At 73.2% G+C, this 23,759-nt stretch carries 23 protein-coding genes; 13 read left to right on the forward strand and 10 right to left on the reverse strand.

Features of this window, described 5'->3' with window-relative positions; translation table 11 throughout:
• Positions 1-120: 120 nt before the first annotated feature.
• Positions 121-1,707: a M48 family metallopeptidase gene (locus BF93_RS20205; RefSeq protein ID WP_084148349.1), complete on the forward strand. Its 1,587-nt coding sequence runs from the start codon at positions 121-123 to the stop codon at positions 1,705-1,707.
• A gap of 301 nt (positions 1,708-2,008) precedes the next feature.
• Positions 2,009-2,845 carry an endonuclease/exonuclease/phosphatase family protein gene (locus tag BF93_RS07255; protein WP_038371862.1) on the forward strand — a complete coding sequence of 279 codons (837 nt, stop codon included), beginning with the start codon at positions 2,009-2,011 and terminating at the stop codon, positions 2,843-2,845.
• Positions 2,846-2,941: 96 nt separating this feature from the next.
• Here the strand turns inward: BF93_RS07255 and BF93_RS07260 are convergent, their stop codons facing one another.
• Positions 2,942-3,727, reverse strand: a complete 786-nt coding sequence (locus BF93_RS07260; protein ID WP_038371649.1) for a ferritin-like domain-containing protein — start codon at positions 3,725-3,727, stop codon at positions 2,942-2,944.
• A gap of 60 nt (positions 3,728-3,787) precedes the next feature.
• Complete coding sequence (locus BF93_RS07265; protein WP_051486655.1) at positions 3,788-4,795, reverse strand: hypothetical protein; 1,008 nt, start codon at positions 4,793-4,795, stop codon at positions 3,788-3,790.
• Positions 4,796-4,940: 145 nt separating this feature from the next.
• Here BF93_RS07265 and BF93_RS07270 point away from each other — a divergent pair, with 145 nt between their 5' ends.
• The 7 genes from BF93_RS07270 to BF93_RS07300 all read left to right on the forward strand — a co-directional run bounded on the left by BF93_RS07270 (position 4,941) and on the right by BF93_RS07300 (position 11,542).
• A complete protein-coding gene (locus BF93_RS07270; protein ID WP_156954076.1) occupies positions 4,941-6,752 on the forward strand; it encodes a hypothetical protein in 1,812 nt (603 codons plus the stop codon).
• A gap of 212 nt (positions 6,753-6,964) precedes the next feature.
• On the forward strand, positions 6,965-7,576 hold the full coding sequence (locus BF93_RS07275) for a hypothetical protein (RefSeq protein ID WP_038371650.1): 612 nt from the start codon (positions 6,965-6,967) through the stop codon (positions 7,574-7,576).
• 13 nt (positions 7,577-7,589) lie between these two features.
• Positions 7,590-8,531 carry a DUF4097 family beta strand repeat-containing protein gene (locus tag BF93_RS07280; protein ID WP_038371651.1) on the forward strand — a complete coding sequence of 314 codons (942 nt, stop codon included), beginning with the start codon at positions 7,590-7,592 and terminating at the stop codon, positions 8,529-8,531.
• A 73-nt stretch (positions 8,532-8,604) separates the two neighbouring features.
• The gene (locus BF93_RS07285) at positions 8,605-8,907 is read left to right on the forward strand and encodes a GNAT family N-acetyltransferase (RefSeq protein ID WP_038371652.1); all 303 of its coding nucleotides are present in this window, start codon (positions 8,605-8,607) and stop codon (positions 8,905-8,907) included.
• 69 nt (positions 8,908-8,976) lie between these two features.
• A complete protein-coding gene (locus BF93_RS07290; protein WP_038371654.1) occupies positions 8,977-9,480 on the forward strand; it encodes a mycothiol transferase in 504 nt (167 codons plus the stop codon).
• 117 nt (positions 9,481-9,597) lie between these two features.
• Complete coding sequence (locus BF93_RS07295; RefSeq protein WP_084148350.1) at positions 9,598-10,749, forward strand: serine hydrolase domain-containing protein; 1,152 nt, start codon at positions 9,598-9,600, stop codon at positions 10,747-10,749.
• A 7-nt stretch (positions 10,750-10,756) separates the two neighbouring features.
• Positions 10,757-11,542, forward strand: a complete 786-nt coding sequence (locus BF93_RS07300) for a MerR family transcriptional regulator (protein ID WP_038371655.1) — start codon at positions 10,757-10,759, stop codon at positions 11,540-11,542.
• A gap of 2 nt (positions 11,543-11,544) precedes the next feature.
• On the opposite strand, the gene BF93_RS07305 is transcribed toward BF93_RS07300, so the two are convergent.
• From BF93_RS07305 to BF93_RS07320, 4 genes are all read right to left on the reverse strand, one after another.
• On the reverse strand, positions 11,545-13,065 hold the full coding sequence (locus BF93_RS07305) for a peptide MFS transporter (protein ID WP_051486657.1): 1,521 nt from the start codon (positions 13,063-13,065) through the stop codon (positions 11,545-11,547).
• Between the two features lie 159 nt (positions 13,066-13,224).
• A complete protein-coding gene (locus tag BF93_RS07310; protein ID WP_051486658.1) occupies positions 13,225-13,698 on the reverse strand; it encodes a DoxX family protein in 474 nt (157 codons plus the stop codon).
• A 92-nt stretch (positions 13,699-13,790) separates the two neighbouring features.
• On the reverse strand, positions 13,791-14,204 hold the full coding sequence (locus tag BF93_RS07315) for a helix-turn-helix domain-containing protein (protein WP_051486659.1): 414 nt from the start codon (positions 14,202-14,204) through the stop codon (positions 13,791-13,793).
• Positions 14,201-14,662: a hypothetical protein gene (locus tag BF93_RS07320; RefSeq protein WP_038371658.1), complete on the reverse strand. Its 462-nt coding sequence runs from the start codon at positions 14,660-14,662 to the stop codon at positions 14,201-14,203. Before BF93_RS07320 ends, BF93_RS07315 begins: the two co-directional genes overlap by 4 nt.
• A 158-nt stretch (positions 14,663-14,820) precedes the next feature.
• Here BF93_RS07320 and dnaB point away from each other — a divergent pair, with 158 nt between their 5' ends.
• A complete protein-coding gene (dnaB, locus tag BF93_RS07325) occupies positions 14,821-16,221 on the forward strand; it encodes a replicative DNA helicase (protein WP_038371659.1) in 1,401 nt (466 codons plus the stop codon).
• Positions 16,222-16,246: 25 nt separating this feature from the next.
• Here dnaB and BF93_RS19530 read toward each other — a convergent pair whose 3' ends face one another.
• Positions 16,247-17,350 carry a hypothetical protein gene (locus BF93_RS19530; protein WP_156954077.1) on the reverse strand — a complete coding sequence of 368 codons (1,104 nt, stop codon included), beginning with the start codon at positions 17,348-17,350 and terminating at the stop codon, positions 16,247-16,249.
• A 114-nt stretch (positions 17,351-17,464) separates the two neighbouring features.
• On the opposite strand from BF93_RS19530, the gene BF93_RS07330 reads away from it, so the two are divergent.
• Both BF93_RS07330 and BF93_RS07335 read left to right on the forward strand, forming a co-directional pair.
• On the forward strand, positions 17,465-18,082 hold the full coding sequence (locus tag BF93_RS07330) for a ClpP family protease (RefSeq protein WP_038371660.1): 618 nt from the start codon (positions 17,465-17,467) through the stop codon (positions 18,080-18,082).
• Complete coding sequence (locus tag BF93_RS07335) at positions 18,079-18,678, forward strand: ClpP family protease (protein WP_038371661.1); 600 nt, start codon at positions 18,079-18,081, stop codon at positions 18,676-18,678. The genes BF93_RS07330 and BF93_RS07335 overlap by 4 nt, the downstream gene beginning before the upstream one ends.
• A 91-nt stretch (positions 18,679-18,769) precedes the next feature.
• Here BF93_RS07335 and BF93_RS19280 read toward each other — a convergent pair whose 3' ends face one another.
• From BF93_RS19280 to BF93_RS07350, 3 genes are all read right to left on the reverse strand, one after another.
• Entirely contained in the window at positions 18,770-19,135 is a 366-nt protein-coding gene (locus BF93_RS19280) for a helix-turn-helix domain-containing protein (RefSeq protein ID WP_084148351.1), read from the reverse strand.
• Positions 19,136-19,246: 111 nt separating this feature from the next.
• Positions 19,247-20,581: an ABC transporter substrate-binding protein gene (locus BF93_RS07345; RefSeq protein WP_198025378.1), complete on the reverse strand. Its 1,335-nt coding sequence runs from the start codon at positions 20,579-20,581 to the stop codon at positions 19,247-19,249.
• A gap of 136 nt (positions 20,582-20,717) precedes the next feature.
• A complete protein-coding gene (locus BF93_RS07350) occupies positions 20,718-22,046 on the reverse strand; it encodes a hemolysin family protein (RefSeq protein WP_051486660.1) in 1,329 nt (442 codons plus the stop codon).
• 222 nt (positions 22,047-22,268) lie between these two features.
• Between BF93_RS07350 and BF93_RS07355 the strand changes: the two genes are divergently transcribed.
• Positions 22,269-23,636, forward strand: coding sequence for an MFS transporter (locus BF93_RS07355; RefSeq protein ID WP_038371662.1), 1,368 nt, complete (start codon positions 22,269-22,271; stop codon positions 23,634-23,636).
• The last annotated feature ends 123 nt before the right edge of the window (positions 23,637-23,759 follow it).

Below are 23,759 nucleotides of genomic sequence, written 5' to 3' on the forward strand. Positions count from 1 at the left end.
CGACGGCGGGTCCGCGCCGACGCGCCGGGCGGGCTTTGTGGATATCCGGAGGGCGCGTAGAGCGCAAGGCGGTAGCGTCGGCCCTGCACAGCTCGAACCGCAGGACCGAGGAGCACCCCCATGACCCATCCGTCGCCGCACCCGGGGCCGGTCGGCCCGCCCTCGGGCCCCGCCGCTCCGCCCGCCCGCAGGGACGAGGCGCCGAACCTCATCAACGGCGCGACGCGTCACGGGATCCTGGGGCAGAAGCGGATCCGCCACCCGTGGGAGCTGCCGCTGCTGGGCGTGGGCGTCGCCGTCACCGGGATCGGCTACCTGATCTGGCTGATCTTCGTGATCATGACGATCGTCAACCTGATCCGCGGCACCGGCCCGACGATCTTCACGCTGGGCGACACCCTGATCGGCTCCTACCTGGTGCAGCTGTTCGTGATCCTGCTGGTCTTCCCCCTCATCATCTGGATCGCCCGCGCGCTGATGTATGCGCAGCAGCGGGCCACCGCGCTGCGCATGAGCCCCACCCAGTTCCCCGAGGGATACCGGATCGTGGCCGAGGCCGCCTCGCAGTTCGGGCTGCGGCGCGTGCCCGATGCCTACGTCGCCTCCGGCAACGGCGTCATCAACGCCTTCGCCTTCGGACACGGCTTCCGCCGCTCGGTGGTGCTGTACTCCGACATGTTCGAGGTCGGCGGCGCCCCGCGCGACCCGGAGGCGCTGCGCTTCGTGATCGGCCACGAGGTCGGGCACATCGCCGCCGGCCACGTGTCCTACTTCCGTCTGGTGCTGGCCAACCTCATCTCCTACGTGCCGCTGCTGGGCAGCGCGTTCTCCCGCTCCCAGGAGTACACGGCGGACAACTTCGGCCACTCCTACTGCCCCGGCGGCTCCCTCGGGGCGATGGGCGTGCTCTCCGGCGGCAAGTACCTCAACGCCGAGGTCAACGTCCACGAGCTCGCCGACCGCGCCGCGACGGAGAAGGGCCTGTGGGTCCACATCGTCAACTGGCGCTCCTCCCACCCGATCATCACCTGGCGCGCCCACGCGCTGCGCGACCGCAGCCGCCGGGGACACCTGTGGTTCCGCCCCGGGGACGCGATCTTCGGCCTCTACACCTCGCCCGGCGCCTGGTACCGCGGGCCGCTCCCGGCCGGCAGCACCTTCTCGGGCCCGTACCCGACGCCGGAGCAGGTCCTGGCCATGCTGGATGCGGCCGATGCGGTCCGGCCCGCCGGCACCCTGGGGCAGTTCGGCCGGTTCAACGGCGCCGACTACTCCGACCGCATGCCCATGCGCCAGCTGCAGCTGTCCCCGCCGCTGCTGTCCACGCCCGTGGGAGGCCCGCCGCAGGGTCCGTCCGGCCCGGGCGCGTCCCCGTCCGGCCCGGTCGGCCCGCCGCGCGGTCCCGCCGGTCCGATGGGGCCGAAGAGCTCCGGCGGCTCCGCGGGCCCCGCCCCGCAGGGCGGCTACGGTTCCGCGGGCCCCGCCCCGCAGAGCGGCTACGGGAGCCCCGCCTCGCAGGGCGGTTACGGCTCCGCCCCGCAGGGCGGCTACAGCGCGTCAGCGCAGTCCGCGGCGGGTCCGAGCCCGCTGGCACCGCCGGCGCGTCCCTCCGGCGCGGCCGATCCTGCGGGCACCGACCCCTACACGCAGGGCCCGCAGGGCACCGCCTCCGCCGACAACCCCTGGGGCATGCCGCCGCGCTCCTGACCGGCCCGGGGTGCGAACCCCGCCCTCCACGAACAGTCACCCTGCCTGCCAGATCGGGACCCCCGATGGCACGCAGGGTGACTGTTCGTGTGAGGGAGGCCGGCCGGCGGCCGGCAGGCGCCCGGCCGGGCCGTCTCCCGCTGTGCGGCGCGGTCGGCGGGGGCCGGGACGACCGGGTGAACGGCTCCCGAACGTCGCCCGAATCCCCGCGCAGCCCTCTCCGAGGCGGGGTCCCTCGCCCTACGGTGGATCGGACATCGGGCTCCCCCGAGCCGTGCATCTCCCGAGAGGCGACACCGTCATGCTGCGCAGAACCCTTCTGACCGTTCCCCTCGCCCTGGCATCGTCCACGCTGGCGGTCGCGCCGGCCGGGGCGGCCGGGCCCGCCCCCGCCCGTCCCGGAGCCCGGGTGCTCACCGTCATGACCTTCAACATCCATCACGGCGAGGGCTCCGACGGCGTGCTGGACCTCGAGCGCATCGCCGCCGTGATCCGCGACAGCGGCGCGGACGTCATCGGCCTGCAGGAGGTCGACCGCCACTACTCCGAGCGCAGCGACTGGGCGGATCAGCCCGCCGAGCTGGCCGATCTGCTGGGCATGCACGTGGTCTTCGGGGCGAACATCGACCGGGACCCGCCCGTCTCCGGCGTTCAGCGGATCCAGTACGGGACCGCGATCCTCTCGCGGCACCCGATCCTCGAGTCCGAGAACATCCCCCTGTTCCGGTCCCCGGACCAGGAGCAGCGCGGCCTGCTGCGGGCCTCGCTCGACGTCGCCGGGACCCCGGTCGACGTCTGCTGCACCCACCTCGCCGCGAGCTCCGCCGTCGACCGCCTCGAGCAGGCGCGGCAGATCATCGAGCGGATCGACACGGACGGGGCCACGATCCTGATGGGCGACCTCAACGCCCGCCCGGGAACCCCCGAGATCCAGATCATCGACGACGTCCTCGTCGACACCTGGGACGCGGCCGGGCACGGCACCGGGGCGACCTATCCGGTCCAGGACCCTGATGCGCGGATCGACGACATCTTCGTCACCGAGAGCTTCCGTCCCGTCCGGGCCATGGTGCTGGCGGACGTCCCCGAGGCCTCCGACCACCTGCCGGTCCTCAGCCAGCTGGTCCTCGCTCCCTGACCCGGCGGGCGGTGCCCGGTCCCCGCAGCGCGGGGCGCCGGGGCCGTAGCTCTGGACTCCGGTCCCGGGGCGCTCCACGGCGGCCGGCGGATCGGCTCAGGCGATGCCCATGCGGGCGAAGGCATTGCGGAAGATGGTCAGCCCCTCCAGCCCCGGAAGCTTCTGGATCCGGTGGTCGAGGCTGTCGAGGTCCTCGGCGCGGCCCTCGAAGAGGTGGCCCATCACGTGGCGGACCTCGGAGTCGTCCATCATCCCCGAGCCCACCGGGCGCCACACCCGCGAGAGGATCAGCCGGACGATCGATCGGGCCTTCGCGCTGGCCTCGAGCCGCTCGCGGCCCTGCGTGGTGTAGAAGGCGACGTGGCGGGTCTCCTGCTGGGCGATCCGCTTCAGCAGCGGGGAGAGCGCCGGGTGCGAGGTCATCTGGGACAGGCGGCGGTAGGCGGCCACGGCGGAGAGCTCGTTGGCGGCGCCCCACACCATGTGCACGGCCACGAAGTCGGTGCCGGCGAGGCTGGTGAGCACGGACTGCTTCATCGGCCCGAGCGCGGACTGCCAGCCCAGCTTCACCCGCTTGGCCTTGAGCTCGTCGTAGTCCACGAGGATCCCGTGGCGCGCCAGCACCGCGGCGAGGGCCTCACCGTGCCAGAACTCCTCACGGTTCCACATGGTCATGAAGCCGCCGACGTCCTCCTGCCGGTGCGAGGGCGTCACGAGCATGTCCCGCAGGAAGCAGGAGGTGTGGTACTCGACGTCGCACATGTAGCGCAGGGAGCGCAGGGTCTGCTCGTCCAGCGGCTGGCTGTCGAAGCTGTCGAAGTCGAGGTCCGCCCATGCCACGGGCTGCGAGGACTCGGCGAAGCGATCGAGGTCGAAGGCCAACGGTGCCTCCTTCGGGGGCGTGCGGGCGCAGAGCGGGGGACGGGAGGGACGGGAGGGGTCTCAGCGCATCGGGACGCGGGGGCGCGGCCCCGGCAGCAGCCGGGTCACGTCCTCGTGCGCCCGGCGCACCTCGGCGCGGGACTCGGGGGAGGAGAGGATGCTGGTCAGGGCGGCGTGCTCGGCCGGATCGGCCACGCCGACGGGACGCCACACCGGCCCGGCCAGGGCGAGCATGGCACGGGCGGTCAGGGCCTCCGCCCGCGAGCGGGTCAGGCGGGCGTGGGCCTCCAGGCGGAAGAACCGGCGGGCGGGACCGGTGCGCTCGAGCAGCTGCTCCAGGGCCCGGCGCGCCTCGCCGCGGGTGCGGGGCAGCAGCGCCCGATGGGCGGCGGCGAGGGAGGACTCCAGGATCGCCATCCGCGCCATGTGGCCGGCGGTGACGTTCTCGCCGAGGGTGCCCGTCCACAGCGGCGCGAGCACCGGCAGCGCCCGGGCCGCGTACAGGGCGCGGGCGCGGGTGCCCAGGCGCCGGGCGGACAGCGCCGCGCCGTCGGAGGCCGGCACGGCCGGCATCGGCCCGGTCGCCTCCAGCAGCTCGGCCAGCGCCGCGGCCGCCCAGTGCCGCTCGTACAGCCAGGTCGCGAGGAAGGCGGTGATGCGGGCCTCGTTCCCGGTCCAGGTGCTCAGCATGGAGCGGGCCTCGGCCAGGGCCGAGGACTGCAGCCGATGCAGGAAGGCGAGGTCGCGGCGCAGATCCGCCTCGTCCAGGCCGCCGGGATCCGCGGCGAGGGCGGCATGGTCCAGCGGCAGACGGCCGGGGGCGGTGCGGGTGTACTCGGCGACGTCGAAGTCCGTCACCAGCACGGGCGCGACGGTGCCGTCGGCGTGCAGGTGGGGGCGCAGGTGCGGCGGGAGCTCCGCGGCGGGCCTCCCGCTCCCTGCGGCGGCGCCGGGGCGCTCGGCTCGCGCGCCGAGGCCGGGGGCGTCGGGGGCGGCGTCGGGGCTCGCGGCGGGGGCGTCGGCCACGAGATCCGACGGCGTGCTCGCGGCACCGGTGGCCATCGCCATCCCCTCACCTCTCCTCGCGCGGGCGCCTCTGCTGGCCCCTGCATATCCTACGGTCCTGCGCCTGCGAACGGGCAGGGGGTATGCCGCACCTCGGCCGCAGGATTCCCCCCGGGGTCCCGCCAGCGCGCCTTGGTATCTTCCCTCCATGACTGCGCCCCCGCCCGTGCCCGACGAGACCGGGCCCGGTCTCGCGGACGACCCGGCGCGGATCCCCTCCCTCGCGGAGGTGCGCACGGCGCTGCGCTCCCCGGACATCCCCCTCCCGGCCCCGCGCAGCGTGCCCGAGGCCGCGCATCGGGTCCGCGACCTGATCCACGCCGAGCGGTTCTTCGAGGCGCGCTACATCGCCGACTCCTTCGCGGAGGTCCCCGCCCCCGCCGCGGAGCGCGCCTCTCTCCTGCAGGCCCGGATCGCGGCCCTGGCCGCCTCCGGGCTGGTGGACCAGTGGGCCGATGCCGCCGCGGAGCTCGTGGGCCTGCTGCGCCGCAGCGGGCATCCCGCTCATGCCGCGGCCGCCGCCTCCGTGGTCGCCGAGGCGCTGGCCGCGGCCCCGCACCGCGGTGCGGCCCGTCGCGGCAGGCCGGGCGAGGGCGGCTCCGGCCCGGCCGCCGCGGCCGATGCCGGCGCGCCGGGACGCTCCCCGGCCCGCGGCGGCCGGCGTCGCGGCGAGGCGCCCGTCGCCTCCGAGGATCTGCTGCGCGTGGTGCGCGCCCTGGAGATCGTGCCGCTGGGCGAGCAGGCCGACCCGGCGCGGGAGGCGCGGGACCTGCGCCGCTCCCTCGAATCCCTCCCTCGGGTGCAGGACCAGCTGCTGGGCGACCCGGTCGTGGTCGAGATGACCCTCCGCATGCGCAGCGCCCAGGCGCTCGAGGGCATGGGCGACCGCGCCGGGGCCACCCGTCAGGCGCTGGACGTGCTCGAGCTCGCGCAGACGGGCGCCGTCGAGGGCCGCACCCTGCTGGACCCGCAGCGCGCGGAGACCGCCGCCCACGCGGTGCTGGCCCGCACCCTCGCCGGCCCGAGCCCGCTCGAGGCGGTGCGCCACGCGCTCGCGGCGCTGCGCTCCCTGCGCCGGGTGGACGATCCGGTGCTGCGCATCGGCATCATCACCGACCTGCTGCGCGCCCTGATGCGGGCCGAGCTCGCCGATCATGCCGGCTTCGTCTCCGGGCGCCTGGCCGCCCTGCAGCGCGGGATCCAGCGCGACGCGCACCGCGTGCAGCCGCTGCTGGCGGTCGCCACCCAGCGGATCGTCGCCCAGCGCTTCGAGGCCGCCGCGATCCCCGTGGCGGAGGTCCGCCGGATCGCCCAGGAGGGGCGCGACCGCCGCGCCGCCATGGAGGCCTCGCGGCTGTCCGCGCGGATCCATCAGCTCACCGGCGACGCCGAGGGGGCGATGGCGGAGCTGCGCCGGATGGCCGCCGATGCCCGCTGGCTCGCCGACGACCTCGACACCAGCGGCGCCGATCGGGCGCGCCTGATCCAGGAGGAGATCCAGGCGCAGGCGCTGGTGCTGCGCCACGCCGTGGACCTCGGGGAACGGCGCGTGGCCGATGCCGCCGCGGCCGCCATGGAGCGCCGCACCCGGCCCGGCGCCGCACCCGAGGAGCTGCCGGCCCCGCTCATGTGGGACTACCGGGTCGATGCCCGGGTGGGCCGGGTGATCGCCGCCGGGGTAGGCCTCGCCCGAGGCGACGAGGATGTCACCGAGGCGCTGTACGAGGAGCGGCGCCGCGAGGCCATCCGGGTGATCGGCGAGGTCCCGGCGGGCCACGAGGAGCGGGCACGCTACTGGGCCGCCTATCTCGACGATCGCCACGCGACCATGCTCGCCTCCCGCGGCGAGGCGGAGCGGGCGCTGCGCGCCGCGCGCCGGGCGCTCGCCGGCTGGGAGCACCTGGGTCGCACGGACGACGCCGCCCGGCTGCGGGCGCAGATCGCCGCGCTCGAGGCCTGAGCGCCCTCCGGGGACCGCCTCTCCCTCCGCAGGAGGGCGCGCCGCCGCGCCGATCCGAGGCGACGGTGGCGCCACCGTGGCATCTCTTCCGACCGGAACCCCGCATCGAACCTGCAGGCAGCAGCCATATCCTGGGCGGGATCCGCGAAGTGGTGCCAGATCCGCTCCCGAACCCCCTTGACGTGGCGCCACGATGGCGCCAGCATGATGCCATGGATCTTCGACATGCATCCCGCACCGTGCACGAGCAGCTCGCCGCCAGCGCCGCGGTGGGCGACGAGGACGTGCGGCGGGCGGCGGGCCTGCTCGCCGTCACCGTCGAGCCCGCCGTCCGCCTGGCCATGCAGGACCTCATCGGCGCCCTCGCCGCCGAGATCTCCCGCGAGATCGCCCCGGGGCGCGTGGACATCGGCCTGCGCGGCAGCGAGGTCGAGGTCCGCGTGGTCCCGCCGGCGCCGCCTTCGGCGGCGGTGCCGCCCGGGGGCTTCGGGGCTGCGCCCGGCGGGTTCGCCCCGCCGCCCGGGGGAGTCCCTGCGCCGGGCTTCCCGCCTCCGCCTGAGGGCGCCGTCCCGCCGGTGCCCCCCGTCCCGCCCGCACCGCCCGAGGGCGAGGACGACGGTTCCACCACCCGCGTCTCCTTCCGCCCGCCCCAGCACCTCAAGGCCCGGCTCGAGGACGCCGCGAACCGTGAGGGCCTGAGCCTGAACGCCTACCTGGTCCGTGCTCTGACCGCGCACCTGGACGGCGCCGCCCAGCAGTCCTACCCCGCCACCGGGTCGCAGGACCCCCGAGGCACCGGCCGCACCAGCGGCTGGTTCATCTGATCAGGAGGACCCCATGAACATCCCCGAGAATCCCGGACCCTCGTTCGGACCTGGCCACGGCTCCGCGCCGGGCGGAGCCCCGACCCCGCCCCCGCCCCCGGCCGCATCGGCCCCGCCGCATCCGGCGGAGGAGCCCGCCCCGGCCCCGCCCCTGGTGCATTCCTTCTCCGCCGACGGCCCCATCGACATGAACGTCCAGCACGTGCGCGGGAACGTGAGCGTGCGGGCCGAGCACGGCCATGCGGTGCGGGTCGAGCTGCGGCCGCGCGGCGAGGCCGGGCGCGAGCTCGCCGCGCGGATGCGCATCGACTTCTCCGGCGGGCACCTGCGCGTGGACGCCCCGGCCGACGAGGCCGGGAACCTCTCGGCGACCGTCGGCGACCTCTTCCGCGGCTCCGGCGGCGACGCGGAGCCCGGCGGATCGGGCGGCTCCTTCGCCGACCGGCTCGGCGCGGCGCTGCGCACCCTGACGCGCACGGCCGGGGAGATCGGCAGCGGCCTGGACCTCGACATCGTCGTGCCCGTGGACAGCCGCGCGGTCGTCTCGGTGGGTGTCGGCGACATCCGCCTCCACGGCAGCTTCGGGCGCGCCGACCTCAAGGGCGCCACCGGGGACGTCGAGCTGTCCGACGTCGACGGCACCGCCCAGCTCGTCACCGGGACCGGGAGCGTCACCATCGGCGCCCTGCGCGGCCAGGCCACCGCGACCACCGGCACCGGATCGGTGAGGATCAGCCGGGCCGAGCGGGGCACCCTGCGCACCCGCACCGGGGTCGGCGACATCCAGATCCGGGTCCTCGAGGGCACGGCCACGCGGCTGGACCTCGCCACCGGGCTGGGCGATCGCAGCGTCGACCTCACGCCCACGGACGGCGTGCCCGATGCCGGCCGCACCCTCGAGATCGAGGCCCGCGCCGGGACCGGGAGCATCCGCGTCGAGCGCGTGCGGGACTGAGCGCCGCGGCGGCCGGATCGGCCCTGCCGCTCGGCCCGCCCGGGTGGGAGAATCAGGGTCGGAGGTGATCGAGATGAGCGCACAGCGCGCGGTGACCATCGAGGTCCGCGACAATCCGCGGGCTTCGCGCTTCGAGGCGTACGTCGGCGACGAGCAATGGGGGATCCTCACCTACGAGCGGCGGCGCCGGCGCACCGAGATCATCCATACGGTCACCGACCCCGCCCGGCGCGGGCAGGGCGTCGCCTCCGCCCTGGCCGGCGCGGCCTTCGCCGACGCCCGGGCGCGCGGCAGCGAGGTGCTGATCATCTGCCCCTTCGTGGAGAGCTGGCTGGACCGCCACCCCGAGCATGCGGACATCGTCCTGGACGACTGATCGGCGACGTGCCGGCCCTGCCGCGGCGGGGGCCTGCCGCAGCGGGGACCTGCCGCGTAGAGTCGGGGCATGGATGCCCTCGATGTCCTGATCGATGCCGCCGCCCGTCCCGTGGAGGCGGCGACCGCCCTGCGCGAGCAGCTCACCCCGGAGGTGCTCGCCGCGCATCCGGGCGGCCACGACAACTCCCCGGCCTGGCTGCTGTGGCACACCGCGCGGGAGATCGACGCCCAGCGCGCGGACCTCTCCGGCACCGAGCAGGTGTGGACGGCGCAGGGGTTCCGCGAGCGGTTCGCGCTGGGGGAGCTGGGCGACGGGATCGGCTACGGCCACACCCCCGAGCAGGCCCGGGCCGTCTCGGTCACGGATGCGGACCTGCTGCTCGAGCATCTCGCCGCCGTCACCGACGAGCTGATCCGCTACCTGCGCACCCTCGATGCCGACGATCTGGACGCGGTCATCGACACGTCATGGGAGCCGCCCGTGACCCGTGGCGTGCGCCTGATCAGCATCATCGACGATGCCGCGCAGCACGTGGGACAGGCGGCCTACGCCGTCGGCGCCCGGCGCTGAGCATCGGCCCGGCGCATCCTGCATCGCCCCCTTGAGGTTGACCCGAGGTCAGGGTCCACACTCGCCTCCGCGGCACGGAACCGGCCGCGGCAGGACCTCACGAGGGAGCAGATCGCCATGACGACCACCGACCACCACCGCACCCCCGCCGCGCCCCGCGCAGCCGACGACGGGCGCGACGCCCTGCAGCAGATCCTCGACGACGCGGTCGCGGCCGGCATCACCGGCATCACCCTGCGGGTGCGGGACGAGCACGGCGCATGGACCGGAGCCGCCGGCCACGGCGACTGGGAGGGGGCCACGGGCGCCCCGCCGATCGACGGCCACGTGCGCATCGGCAGCAGCACGAAGACCTTCATCGCGACCCTCGCGCTGAGCCTCGTCGCCGAGGGGCGCATCGCCCTGGACGACCCGGTGGGCCCGGTGCTGCCGGACCTGGAGCTCGACCCGCGCGTGAGCCTGCGGATGCTGCTCCAGCACACCAGCGGCATCTTCAACCACACGGGCGAGTACTACCCCGACGGGAGCGTGGTCCCCGGGATCCCCGCCACCACCGCCGGCCGGGAATGGGTCGAGCACCGCTTCGACGACCACGACCCGCGGGACCTCGCCCGGCTGGCCCTGTCCCGCCCCGCCCGCTTCGAGCCCGGCACCGACTGGAGCTACTCCAACACCAACTACGTGATCGCCCGCCTCCTCGTCGAGGCGCTCACCGGCGAGACCGTCGCCGCGGCGATGGAGCGCCGGATCATCTCCCCGCTCGGACTCACCGGGACCCTGCAGCCGACCACCCAGACGGACGTCCCCGCCCCGCACGCCCGCGCCGGCTTCCGCATCGAGGAGGACGGCGCGCAGCAGATCATCGACGTCACCCGGCAGAACCCCTCGTGGATCTCCAGCGGCGGCGACATGATCTCCACCGCCCGCGACCTGCAGACCTTCCTGCGCGCCCTGATGGGCGGGCAGCTGCTGCCCCCGGCCCTGCGGGAGGAGATGCTCACGCCGCGCCCCACCCCGATCCCCGGCTCGGGGTACGGGCTCGGGGTCTTCGTCGAGGATCTCGGCGCCCACGGCACCGTGGTCACCCACCACGGCGGCGCCGCCGGCCACGGCGCGCTGATGGCCATCACCCCGGACGGGAGCCGGGTGATGACCGGGACGATGAACTACGTCGACGACGCCGGGCTCTCCCTGGCTGTCCCCTTCCAGCGGCTCTCGCAGTCGCTGGTGCGGGCCGTCTTCGCCGGGGAAGCTCCCGCGCAGGGATGATGGGCCGATGAGCACCGGGGTGACGATCGGACAGGCGGCGGCGTTCGCCGGGGTGACCATCAAGACGGTGCGGCACTACCACCGCCTGGGCCTGGTGCCGGAGCCGGAGCGCGACGTCTCCGGCTACCGGCGCTACGGCCCGGCGGAGCTGCTGCGACTGGTCCAGGTGCGCGCCCTCGCCGGCGCCGGGGTGCCCCTGGCCGAGGTCGGCCCGCTGCTCGCGGCCGACGATGACGAGTTCTCCCGCGCGATCGACGGGGTGGAGCGCCAGGTCACCGCACGGATCCGGGAGCTGACGGCGCGACGGTCGGTGCTGCGCCGCCTGCGGGACGGCGACCGGACCCTGCTGCCCGATCGGGCGGCGGACCTCCTGGCGCGGATGCCCGGCCTGGGCTTCTCGGAGGCCGAGGTGGCCGTCGCCCGGGAGGGCCTGGTCCTGGCCCGGGCGATGGTCCCCGAGGCCTTCGAGGCGCACCTGGGGCACGTCGAGAACGCCCTGGCCGACGAGCAGTTCGTCGCGCTGAGCCGTCGCGCCGCGGAGGCGGCCACCTGGTCGCCGGAGGACCCGCGCCTGCCCGGCCTGGCGGAGGAGGTCGTGGCGCACTACCTGGCCCGGCCCGAGCACCTCGCGATCGTCACCGGCATGCAGGCCCGCAGCGACACCGCGGCCCGGTACCAGGTGGTCCGGGACGCGGGCGTCGCTCCCGGATCGGCCGGGGAGCGTCTGCAGGCGCTGGTCGAGGCGGGTCTGCGCCGCGCCGGCGTGCGCGTGCCCGGTCCCCGGGAGGCCTGAGCTCAGCGCACCCCGCGCATGCCGCGGCCGATGGGGCGGGCGATGAGCAGCATGAGCACGCCGATGCCGATGGTCACCGCCCCGAGGGTGCCGAAGTAGGCGCCCTCGTTCTCGGCGGAGTAGAAGCCGGCCAGCGAGCCGGACAGCGCGGTGCCCAGGGCCACGGACAGGTTGTACAGCGCCATCATCATCACCGGGAAGGCCGAGGGGGCCAGGCGCGTGGCCAGGGACAGGCCCACGGGGGAGATGGACAGCTCGCCCATCGTCGCGACCAGCATGATCATCGCGACCCACAGCACCGGCACGGAGGCGAAGGGGACCATCGGCAGGAACAGCACGAAGGCGGCGCCCATGAGGATGATGCCGAGCCCGAACTTCGCCGGGGTGGTCGGCTGGCGCGGCCCCAGCTTCGTCCACAGCGCGGCGAAGATCGGGGCGAGGACGATGATGAAGAAGGGGTTGAAGGACTGCACCCACGAGATCGGCATCTCCCAGCCCAGCACGCTGCGGTTCATGCGGGTGTCGGAGTACAGGGTGATCACCGTGAACTGCTGCTGGAACAGGGCGAAGAACGCGGCGGTGCCGATGAACATCGGGATGAACGCGATGACGCGGGAGCGCTCGTCGGCGGTGATCTTCGAGGAGGTCAGCAGCAGGGCGAACAGCACGATCGCGCCGACGGCGGAGATGCCCACGACGATGCCGGCGAGGTTCGCCGGGGTGATGGCGCCGGTGAGGACCAGTCCGCCGACCAGCAGCACCGCGAACAGGGCGACCGAGATCCACAGCGGGTACTTCCCGGCGGGCAGCGGGTCCGGCACGCGGGAGGCGGTCGCCGGCAGGTTCCGGCGGGTCAGCGCGTACTGGGTCAGGCCGATGGCCATGCCGACGGCGGCGAGGCCGAAGCCCAGGTGGAAGCCCCATTCCTTCTGCAGCAGGCCGGTCAGCAGCGGACCGAACAGGCCGCCGATGTTCACGCCCATGTAATAGATCGAGAAGCCGGCGTCGCGGCGGGCGTCGTTGACCTCGTACAGCGATCCGACCAGCGTCGCCGCGGTGGCCTTGAGGCCGCCGGAGCCGATGGCCACGCACAGCAGGCCCACGACGAGGCCGGGCACGCCGGGCAGCAGGGCCAGGGCGATGTGCCCGACCATGATCAGCGCGCCGCTGAAGAAGAGGGTCCGCTCCGGGCCGACGAGGCGGTCCGAGACCAGCGCGCCGAGGATGCAGAACACGTACACCGCGCCGCCGTACGCGCCGACGATGCCGGTGGCGACGGACTTCGAGATGCCCAGGCCGCCCTCGGCGACCTGGAAGTACATGTAGATCGCGAGGATGCCCTGCATGCCGTAGAAGCTGAAGCGCTCCCACGTCTCGACGCTGAACAGGTTCGCGAGCGGCCGCGGCTGGCCGAAGAAGGTCTTGCCGGAGGGGTTGTGCGCGTCCGCCGGGGGAGCGGCGGGCGCCGTCGGGAGGGGGCCTGAGTCGTTCACGGAGAGACATCGTTCGCCGCGGGGCGTCATCTGTACATCGCTGCGGCCGATCCTGTGACGAGTTCCTCGCGCCGTCCGGGGGCGCGATCACGCCCCCGCAGCACGTCGGCGGGGCCGACGACGAGGGCGTCGAGGCAGGTCAGGAGACCTGCGTCGACGCCCTCGCCGGGGTGATCGGGCCGTGCGGGGTCAGACCTCCGCGGCCGCGGAGCTGCGGGCGCGGCCGCGCGCGGAGCGGCGGCGGCCCAGCACGGTGGCATCGGCCGAGTAGCGTCCTGCGCCGACGGCGGCGAGGGCGAGCGCGCCGGCGCCGAGCGCGCCGACCAGCTCCCAGCCGCCCTGGTCGACGAACAGGCCCTGGGGGAGGTGGACCAGCAGGGCGGCGACGAGCATGTCGACCGTGAGCACGAGGCCGACGATCGGCGTGAACGCGCCGAGCACGAGCAGCACGCCGCCGATGAGCTCGGCGTAGGCGACCACGGGCGCCGCGACCTGGGCGAAGGGCACGCCCATGCCGGAGAAGCTCTCGGCCACGCCGGGCATGCCGAACTGGAAGACCTTCTGGTAGCCGTGCGCGGCGAAGATGACGCCGAGCGCGACGCGGGCGAGGAGGAGGCCGAGATCGCTCAGGGCGGATCGGCCGGCGGGGGTCGAGGGGGCCATGGGTGACTCCTGGGTCGAAGGGGATCGTTGCCCTCACGGTAGAGGAAAGTTCAACCAATGCCCAGGGGGTGCTCCGTCGCGGGAGTCGCGGGTCACTCCGGGGCCGGCGGCGCGTCCGGGCTGATCGCGGGGGCCGGGGCGGCGGCGAGGCGGGCGTGGGCCTGCTCGATCCCGGCGAGATAGGCCGCCCCGATCGAGGTCAGGGTGAAGTCCTGGCGCTTCATGCCGGTGCGGGCCACGTCCACCCGGTGGACGGCGAGCACCTGCGCCTCCGCCAGACGCCGCAGCGTCCGGTACAGCCCGCGCTCGGTGACGCTCCATCCGGTCGCCTCCTCGAGGCGGGCGGCGACCTCGGCGGCGGGGACCGGGCCGTGCGCCCGGACGATCCGCAGCAGGGCGAGCGTCGTCGCCGACTTCTTGTACGTCTCGACCCAGCTCGCGGTGAGCTCCCGCGCCCACTCCGCATCGGCCGAGGTCGCCTCGGCCGATGCGGGCTCGCGGCTCATGCGCGCCCCGCCTCGAACCCGCGCCCGGCGAGGGAGCCGGCCGCGTGGGCCAGGAACCCCAGGGCCCAGATCCCGGGCATGGCGAGCATCGGCCCGCCCCAGCTGGGGTCGAGCCCCTCGCCGAGGGCCGAGCGGACGAAGGCATGCAGGGCGAAGGACCCGTTCACGCTCACGTAGAGCAGGGCATGGGCGATCAGGAGCCCGAAGCGCAGGCGGCCCAGCGCCCGGCCCCGGGTGCCGAGGTAGATCGCGGCGCCGGCTGCGATCACCGCGGTGAGCAGGGCCGCCAGCAGGGCGATGCGCCCGCCGGTGAGCGCGATCGTGACCTGCAGCGCGAGGCAGGCCAGGACGAGCGCACCGAGATAGGGCAGCAGGCTGTGCAGGGCGGCGTCGGTCGACCCGGCCGGCGGCCGCGCCGGGCGGGGATCGGAGGGCAGGGGGTGGGAGGTCGAGGTCATGGCGGGCTCCTCCGTCGGATCCAGCGGTCTGTGACATCAGTACTGTACCTATGGTGCAGTACCGGCTGTCAAGAGGGGCGGCGGTCGCGGGGCCGATGGGGAGGAGGAGCGGATGTGGGCCGTGCCGAGAGGTCTTCCGCGGTCCCTACACTGGACCGGTGAGCACGCAGAGCGAGACCTTCGAGAACCAGGCGTACGAGTCCGGGCCCGACCGCGGGCTCGAGCGCACCCCGCCGCAGGACCTCGCCGCGGAGCGCGGAGTGCTCGGCGGCATGATGCTGTCCAAGGACGCGATCGCGGACGTCATCGAGATCGTCAAGAGCAACGACTTCTACCGCCCCGCGCACGAGATCATCTTCGATGCGATCACGAGCCTGTACTCCCGCGGTGAGCCCGCGGACCTGGTCACCGTCTCCGACGAGCTGACCAAGAAGGGCGAGCTGCAGCGCGTGGGCGGCGGCGCCTACCTCGCCGACCTCATCGACATGGTCCCCACCGCCGCGAACGCCGGCTACTACGCGGAGATCGTCGTCGAGCGCGCGACCCTGCGGCGCCTGGTCGAGGCCGGCACCCGCATCGTCCAGCTCGGCTATGCGGCCGACGGCGGCGAGATCGAGGAGGCCATCAACGAGGCCCAGGCCCAGGTGTACGCCGTCACCGAGCGCGGCCGCAGCGAGGACTTCCTCCCGCTGGGCGAGGTCATCGACGACACCCTCAACGCCATCGAGGCCACCCAGAACCGCGGCGGCCAGGTCACCGGCGTGCCCACGGGCTTCCACGAGTTCGACGAGCTCACCCAGGGCCTGCACCCCGGGCAGATGATCATCTTCGCCGGCCGTCCCGCCATGGGCAAGACGACCCTCGGCATGGACGTGCTGCGCTCCGCCTCGATCCACAACGGCATGGCCAGCGTCATCTTCTCCCTGGAGATGGACAAGACCGAGATCACCATGCGTCTGCTCTCGGCCGAGTCCCAGGTCCCGATGAACCGCATGCGCGACGGCTCCATGGACGACCGCGACTGGCAGGCCATGGCCCGCGCCATGAGCCGGATCGGCGACGCCCCGCTGTTCATGGACGACTCCGCGAACATGTCGCTGATGGAGATCCGCGCCAAGTGCCGCCGCCTGAAGCAGAAGCACGACATCAAGCTCGTGGTCATCGACTACCTGCAGCTCATGAGCTCGGGCAAGAAGGTCGAGTCCCGCCAGCAGGAGGTCTCCGAGTTCTCGCGAGCCCTCAAGCTGCTGGCCAAGGAGATCGAGGTCCCCGTGATCGCCATCTCGCAGCTGAACCGTGGCAGCGAGCAGCGCACCGACAAGACCCCGATGATGAGCGACCTGCGCGAGTCCGGCTCGATCGAGCAGGACGCCGACCTCATCATCCTGATCCACCGCGAGGACTACTACGAGAAGGAGTCCCCCCGCGCCGGCGAGGCGGATCTCATCGTCGCCAAGCACCGCAACGGCGCCACCGCCACCATCCCGGTCGCCTTCGAGGGCCGCTACTCCCGGTTCAAGGACATGCCCGCCGGCGGCGGGGGCGGGTTCTCGGGCTGAGGTGGTTCTACGAGCACTTTCGGGTTCACTGAGGTTCTAGGGCGTCTAGCTTCTTCCGTAGTGAAGCTATGTTCTTCTTATAGCGACGGATGGAGCGGTGATTCCAGGCTCTACAGAGAAGAATGAGTCCAGTGGTGCGGGCGGCGACCGGCCTTTCAAAGCTCACAAGAACGTAGAGTATTCCCTGTGCGCCAATGGCAGCAATTCCGACGATCAACGCACCCTTGTCCATTGCATCCTCGGTAAGCGGGAATAGAGAAACTCCCAGGAGGATCAAGAATGTCGGGGTGAGTGTTGAGACTATCGAAGATAGAACGGCATAGGCCCCCGCCGATCGCTTGGGGACGCTGGCGGGCAATGAAACGATCAGGCATGCTCCGACGGACGCAAGCGTGGTCAGTAGGGGAATTGCGATGAGTGTCCCGGTGTCATTGAGGGTCACCCCCAGTCCGAACCCGTAGATCAATCCAGGAATCGCATTCCAGGCGAGCAGACGCAATGCCAGGCGAGCTTTAGTGACCGAAGGGGCGGGCCTCTCGAGCCATGGCCGGAGGATTTCTCGTTCTGTGCGTTCGAGGCTCTTAAGTTGCAGGGGAAAATGGATCTCGCCGAATATGTCGCTGGCGCTCAGCGCGGCGTTCGCTGTATAGATCGCGATGGCGCCGACCGCTGCCGGCACCACTACTTCGGCGGGACGGATGCTGCTCGCTTGGAGTGCGCCGACTGATGCGTCGACGACCAGGAATGCTAACGCGAACTCCGTCAGGATTACGGCCGTACCGAGAGTGCCTATTGTGCGGTAGTCATCGATGTTGGGTTGCCATCGATGCAGGCCAACCGCCACTGCGAAGGCGACAAGCATGGGGGCGAGGGTGAGGGTGAGTCCTCGAGAGTCATGGACGAGTGGATAATCGGTGTCCAGGATGTTTGGCACCCCGGGCGGCGCAATCGCCATGTAGATTCTAATGAATGGCCCCAGTGCCAGCCAAAAAATCGCTCCGAGGGTCAGCGACAAAGTGAGGCCTAGTGATGGGTCCAGTCGTTGCTTCAAACGGCGATGGGTGTTGCGCTTCTCTGAGTCGCCGGGCGAGAGCTGCGTCTGGTCCCCGTTGTCGTTCACGTCGTTCATTCCTCAAGTCAACTCGAGCGGCGGGGTCGAGGCAACGTCTCCGCTCCGCTCGACGCTGATCTGCTCTGGGTGGAGTCGCCCTATTTGGAGCCCCGGCCGCGGCAGGCTCGGAGCATGAACACCACCACGCAACCTGGAACCGCCCTCGCGGACCGCACCGGACTGGGCCTGCTGCACCAGCGGGTCCTGATCCTGGACCGCGAGCTCGACATGGACAACGGCGCGCAGCTCAGCGCCGGGCTCCTCCTGCTCGCCGCCGAGGACCCCTCGGCGGACATCACCCTGCTCATCAACTCTCCCGGCGGGCTGGTCCCGGCGATGCTCGCCATCGGCGACCTCATGGACCTGATCCCCTGCGACGTGCGCACCGTGTGCCTCGGCATGGCCTACAGCGCCGGGCAGTACCTGCTCACCCACGGCACCCCGGGCAAGCGGCTCATCCTCCCGCACGGCCGGGTGCTCATGCACCAGGGCTCCGCGGGCTTCGGGGGCAGCGCCGCCGACATCGAGATCCAGGCCGAGGACCTGCGCAAGAACCGCGACCTGCTGATCCGCATCACCGCCGAGCGCACCGGCCAGGACGTCGAGCGCATCGCCGTGGACTCCGAGCGCGACCGCTTCTGGGACGCGCAGGACGCGATCGCCTACGGCTTCTGCGATCGCACCGTCGACTCCCTGGCCGACGTCCTGCCGCTGGGTGCGGCCACCGGCCGGGCGGGAGGCCTGCGATGAGCAGCTACACGATCCCCAGCGTCATCGAGCGCACCTCCACCGGGGCCGAGCGCACGGCCGACGTCTTCTCCCGCCTGCTCAGCGACCGCATCGTCTACCTCGGCACGCCGGTGGACGACGGCGTCGCCAACACGATCATCGCCCAGGTCCTCCACCTCGAGAACCAGGCCCCCGAGTCGCCCATCCAGCTGTACATCAACTCCGCGGGCGGGGACGTGCAGTCCGTCCTGGCGATCCACGACGCCCTCGCCTACGTGCGCTGTCCGGTGGCGGTGACGGTGATCGGCCAGGTGGTGGCGGCGCCCGTGCTGCTGCTGGCCGCCGGCACCCCCGGCATGCGCGCCGTGCTCCCGCATGCGCGGGTCGTGCTGCGGCCCCTCGAGGCGAGCGGGCGCGGGGCGATCCCGGACCTGATCCTCGCCGCGGAGGAGGTCGAGCGGATCCGTCGCGAGATCGAGTCCCTGCTGGCCGAGCACTCCGGGCGGGACCTCGCCGCGGTGCGCCACGACCTCGAGCGGGAGCGGGTCCTCGATGCCCGCGCCGCGATCGCCTACGGCCTCGCCGACACCGTCCTGGAGCGGCGCCGGGCCGGGTGACGCGAGCTCGGACCGGGCGGGATCGGGGTGGTCGGGCTCGCGGCCCGGCCGGCCCGAGTCCCGGCCGATGCGGTGGGTCGGGCGGCGCAGGTCAGGCGGCGAGGAGCGAGACGCCTCGCGTGCCGGAAGCGCTGTGGCCTGCGGTGATGCTGCGATGGCGGCGTGCGTCGAGCTCGTCCGGCCCGTCCGCGGTGAGGTCCAGCAGCACCGGCCGCGGTGCGAGCAGGGCCGGCAGGTCCCAGGCGGACAGCCCCAGGGCGCCCAGCACGGCGGCGAGCACCTCGCTCGAGGGATCCTTGAGCCCGCGCTCCACCTCGGAGAGGTGCTGCATGCTCACCCCGCTGCGGGCGGCGACGTCGGCGAGGGTCCGGCCCTGCGCGTGGCGCTCCTCGCGCAGCGCCTGTCCGATCAGCTCGCGCAGGAGCGGGGCGAGAGGGGCGGGGCCGGAGCGTTCCATGGGCCGAATCTACGACGCCGCCCCGGGCGCCGCGCCGTCCTCCGCTGTGAGCGGAACCGCAGGGGCGGCCGGGGGCCGGCGCCGGTGCTCAGGCCTCGACCATGCCGTTGCTCAGCCCTCGACCATGCCGTTGACTTCGGCGAGGGTCGCCGCGGCGGCCTCCGCCGGGGTGGCGCTGCCGAAGCGGACGTCGGTGAGCAGGCGCGTGAAGGTGTTCTGCGCATCGGCGGTGCCCATCGGCTGGACTGCGGGCGCCGCGCCCAGCTCCGGGGTGATGGCGTCGAGGAAGTCGATCACCTCGCGGTCGGTGTCGGTGAGGTCCTCGCCCATCGCCTCGATGGCCTCGGGGTTCGAGGGGACGCCGCGGTTGAGCAGCTGGATCGCCTGCGCCTCCGGCGCGTTGAGGAGGAAGTCCACGAGGGCGGCGGCGCCGTCGGGGTCCGCGGAGTCCGCGGCGATCGACCAGTACATGGAGGCCTTCTTGAACATGCCGTTCTCCTGCGCCGAGCCGGCGGCCGAGGGGGCGCGGAGCATGGCGATCTCCGGGTTCCCGGCGGCGTCGCGCACGGCGGCGAGCTGGTTGGTCCAGGTCCAGCTCATCGCCGAGCGCGCGGTGCTGAAGGCCTGCTGCTCGAGGGTCGCGGAGCCGTCCTCGACGGCGGCGTCCGCGGCGAGGGTCGCGCCGGAGTCCTGCAGGTCCTTGTACAGCTGGAACCAGGCGGCCAGGGACTCCTCGCGGCAGCCCATGCCATCGGCCGCCCAGAGGTCCTCGCCGCGCTGGCGCAGGAAGACGGTGAGGTCCGCGTAGCTGCCGCCGCCGGTGACCCCGGTGGCGACCCCGGACTCGCTGATCCGCGTCGCGATCTGCAGGTAGTCGTCCCAGGTCCAGGTCGTGTCGTCGGGGATCTCCACGCCTGCATCGGCGAACAGCTGCGGGTTGACCACGACCACCCACGCGTTGGATCCGGTGGAGATGCCGGTCAGGGTGCCGTCCACGCGGCCGGCGTCGAGGTCCGCATCGTCGATGCCGGAGAGGTCCAGGCCCTCGAGCGCCTCGAGATCGGCGAGCACGCCGCGCCCGGAGTACTCGGCGATGTACTTGCCGTCCATGTTGATGACGTCCGGCGTGGTGCCTCCGGCCACGGAGATGGCGAGCTTGTCCCAGTAGCCGCCCCACTCCGCGGGCTGCAGGCTGACGGGGACCTCGGGGTGGGCGGCGGTGAACGCGTCGACCATCTTCGTCGTGAACTGCTGGTAGAAGTCCGGGCCCCAGAAGGTGAAGGAGACGCCGCCGCCCGGCGTGCCGGCGCCGCCGCCGGCGGAGGGGCCGCAGGCGCTGAGCAGCGCCGGGGCGATCAGGCCGCCGATGCCTCCGGCGAGCAGGGTGCGGCGGGCGACGCCCCCGGAGGACCGAGGGCGTCGGGGGAGGGGACCGGGGGTGGGCATGGCGGACTCCTGCTCGTCGTCGAGAGGGCGGCGCGGCGCCTCACCGTCGAGGGGCCGGCGGACCGTCCGGGATGCGGGAACGGTACGACGGCCCCTCGAGGCGGTCAAGCGCTTTCCGGTGCGTGGTCCCGGCGGCTCAGCCGGCCGGGTCCTCAGCCCCCGGGGTCTGCGGCGCATCGGCCGTGAGGGCGGGCAGGCGGGCGACGTCGATCTCCGCGACGCGGCGCCGGTCCATGCGGGCGACCTGCAGCTTCACCCCGTCCACGACGATCGAGTCGCCCTCGACGGGCAGGCGGCCCAGGCGCTCGATGAAGAAGCCCGCGGCGGTGTCGTAGGTGCCGCGCGGCAGGGCGATGCCGGTGGCCTCCTCGAAGTCCTGCAGGTTCAGCCGCCCGTCCACGCGCCCGCCGGACTCGGCGATCGCCCCGACCGGGGTCTCCTCGTCGTGCTCGTCGAAGATCTCGCCGACGACCTCCTCGATGATGTCCTCGAGGGTGACGATGCCGTCGGTGCCGCCGTACTCGTCCACGACCACCGCGATGTGGTGGCCCTCGGCGCGCATGTCGGTGAGCGTGGGCAGGACCCGCGCGGTGGCCGGGTAGAACGCGATCTCGCGGACGATCTGCGAGATGGGGGCCGTGGGCCGTTCGTGCTCCGCATCGAACAGGTCGCGCACGTGCACGAACCCGAGGAGGTCGTCGATGGACCGCTCGGTGACCGGGTAGCGGGAGTACGGGAGGTCGCGGACGCGCGCGGCGGCCGCCTGCACCGTCTCCTCGGCATCGAGGCTGACCACCTCGGGGCGCGGCCGCATGACCTCGCTGATCTCGCGGTCGCGCAGCGAGAGGACGTCGTCGAGCATGCGGCGCTCGTCCTCCGGCAGCCCCTCGTGGGAGGAGACCATGTCGCGCAGCTCCTCCTCGCTCATCTGCTCGGAGGCCTTGTCGGGGTCCCCGCCCAGCAGCCGCACCACCGTGTTGGTGGACACCGAGAGCAGCCAGATGACCGGTCGCATGAGCGTGGCGAAGCCCGCCAGCACCGGCGCGACGACGTAGGCGAAGGACTCGTTGCGCTGGATCGCCAGCCGCTTCGGGGCGAGCTCGCCCAGCACCAGCGACAGGTAGGCGATCAGCAGCGTGAGCACGACCGTGGCGAGGGTGCTCGCGAAGGACTCGGAGACTCCCCAGCCGGTCAGGACGGGGACGACCGCCGGCGCGATCGAGGAGGCGCCGTAGGCGGCGGAGAAGAACCCGGCCACGGTCACGCCGATCTGCACGGCCGAGAGGAAGGTGTTGGGGTTGCGGGCGAGGTCGGCGACCTTCCGCCCACGGGCGCCGCGCTGGGCGAGCATGGTGACCTGGCCGTCGCGCAGCGTCACCAGGGCCATCTCGGTCGCCGCGAAGACGCCGCCGATGAGCACGAACAGCACGACCAGGACGATGTTGAGCGCGAGCTCACCGATCATCGGAGGACCGACCCCCCTTCGGCGCTCTGGCGCGGGAGGGGGGTCCTGGGACTGTGTCCGGGGCTGTCTTGCTCACCTGTTCTGGGCATGGGAGAAGTGTACGGAATCCTGCCTGCATCCAGCTGATGGAAGCCTCGACCCGTGACCCGGACGACGGAGCACAGTGGGATCATGCAGGATTTCGAGGATGGACCGGCTGGGGCGGTCCGTCCCGGTCCGCGCGTGACCCGAGCCCACCTGATCTGGGCCGTCGGCGTCCTGGCGTATCTCTCCGCGGTCGCCGCGCGCGCCTCCTTCGGCGTCGTCAGCGTCGAGGCGTCGGTCCGCTTCGGCGTCGAGGGGACGGTGCTGGGACTGTTCGGCGTCGTGCAGCTGGGCACGTACGCCGCCGCCCAGATCCCCGCCGGGCTGCTGCTGGACCGCTGGGGACCGCGCACGATGATGGTCCTCGGGGCGCTGACCATGGGATCCGGGCAGCTGCTCATGGCCGTCGCCGACGGCGTCCCCCTCGCACTGCTGGCCCGGCTGCTCACCGGCGCCGGCGATGCCGCGACCCTCGTGTCGATCCTGCGGCTGACGGCGGTGTGGTTCCCCTCCCGGCAGGTGCCGCTGTTCACGCAGCTGGCCACGATGGTCGGACAGCTCGGCCAGGCGGTGGCCGCCGTGCCCTTCCTCGGCATCGTTATCGGCGTCGGCTGGCCGGCGGGCTTCCTCAGCCTCGGGGCGCTGCTGCTGGTCTCGGGCCTGCTCGCCCTGGCCGTCGTCCGCGACGGTCCGGCCGACGGAGCCGAGGGCGCCGATGCCCGCGGCGCGGCCGAGGAGGACGGGGCCGGCGGCGCTATCGCCGGCGCGGACCATCCGCCGGGGGAGCGGGGGATCGACGAGGAGCTGGAGGCGCTGCGCGCCGGGCACGACGGCGAGGCGGTCGCCCCGGCGCCGCGGCCGGCACCGTCGGCGACGGCGATCCTCCGCGAGGTGGTCACCTCCCGCGGGGTGTGGTCCGGCCTGTTCCTGCACTGCCTGACCCTGGCCGGCGTGAACAGCTTCCTGTACTTGTGGGGCGTGCCTTTCCTGCAGAACGGGCACGGCCTGGACCACAGCGCCGTCTCCGTCCTCCTGACGGTGAACGTGCTGGTCATGGTGGTGGTCGGGCCGTGCATCGGCTTCGTGACCGGGCTCGTGCCGCAGCATCGGCCGCTGCTCGGCCTGATCGCCGGGGGCATCGTCGCGCTGGTGTGGGCGGGAAGCCTCGCCGTGCCGACGCCCTACGGCATGCTCGGCTTCCTCCCGCTGGTGATCGGCCTGGCGTTCGGCTCGGCGACCTGCTCGGTGGGCTTCGACCTCGCCCGCACGTCGGTGCACCGCTCGGCGATCGGCACGGCCTCCGGATTCGTGAACATCGGCGGCTTCGGCGGCGCGCTGCTGTGCGTGCTCATCGTCGGCGTCGTGCTGGACCTGCGCACCGGCGGCGTCGGCACGCCGAGCCTGGACGACTACCGTGTCGCGCTGGCCGCCCAGGGGATCGTGCTGCTCGCCGCCGCGACTGGCCTGGTGCTGACCGCACGCCGTCCCCGCCGTCCGCGGCGCTGAGGAGTCGTCCGCGACGCCCTGTGGGGTCCTGCGGTACGGCCCGAGCGCGCCGCGATCGACCGGGGCGACTCCGTTGCCGCGCCATCGACCGGAGTGATTCCGTCGCAGCGCGATCGACCGGAG

It is taken from the genome of Brachybacterium phenoliresistens (assembly GCF_000576425.1).
Lineage (GTDB): Bacteria > Actinomycetota > Actinomycetes > Actinomycetales > Dermabacteraceae > Brachybacterium > Brachybacterium phenoliresistens.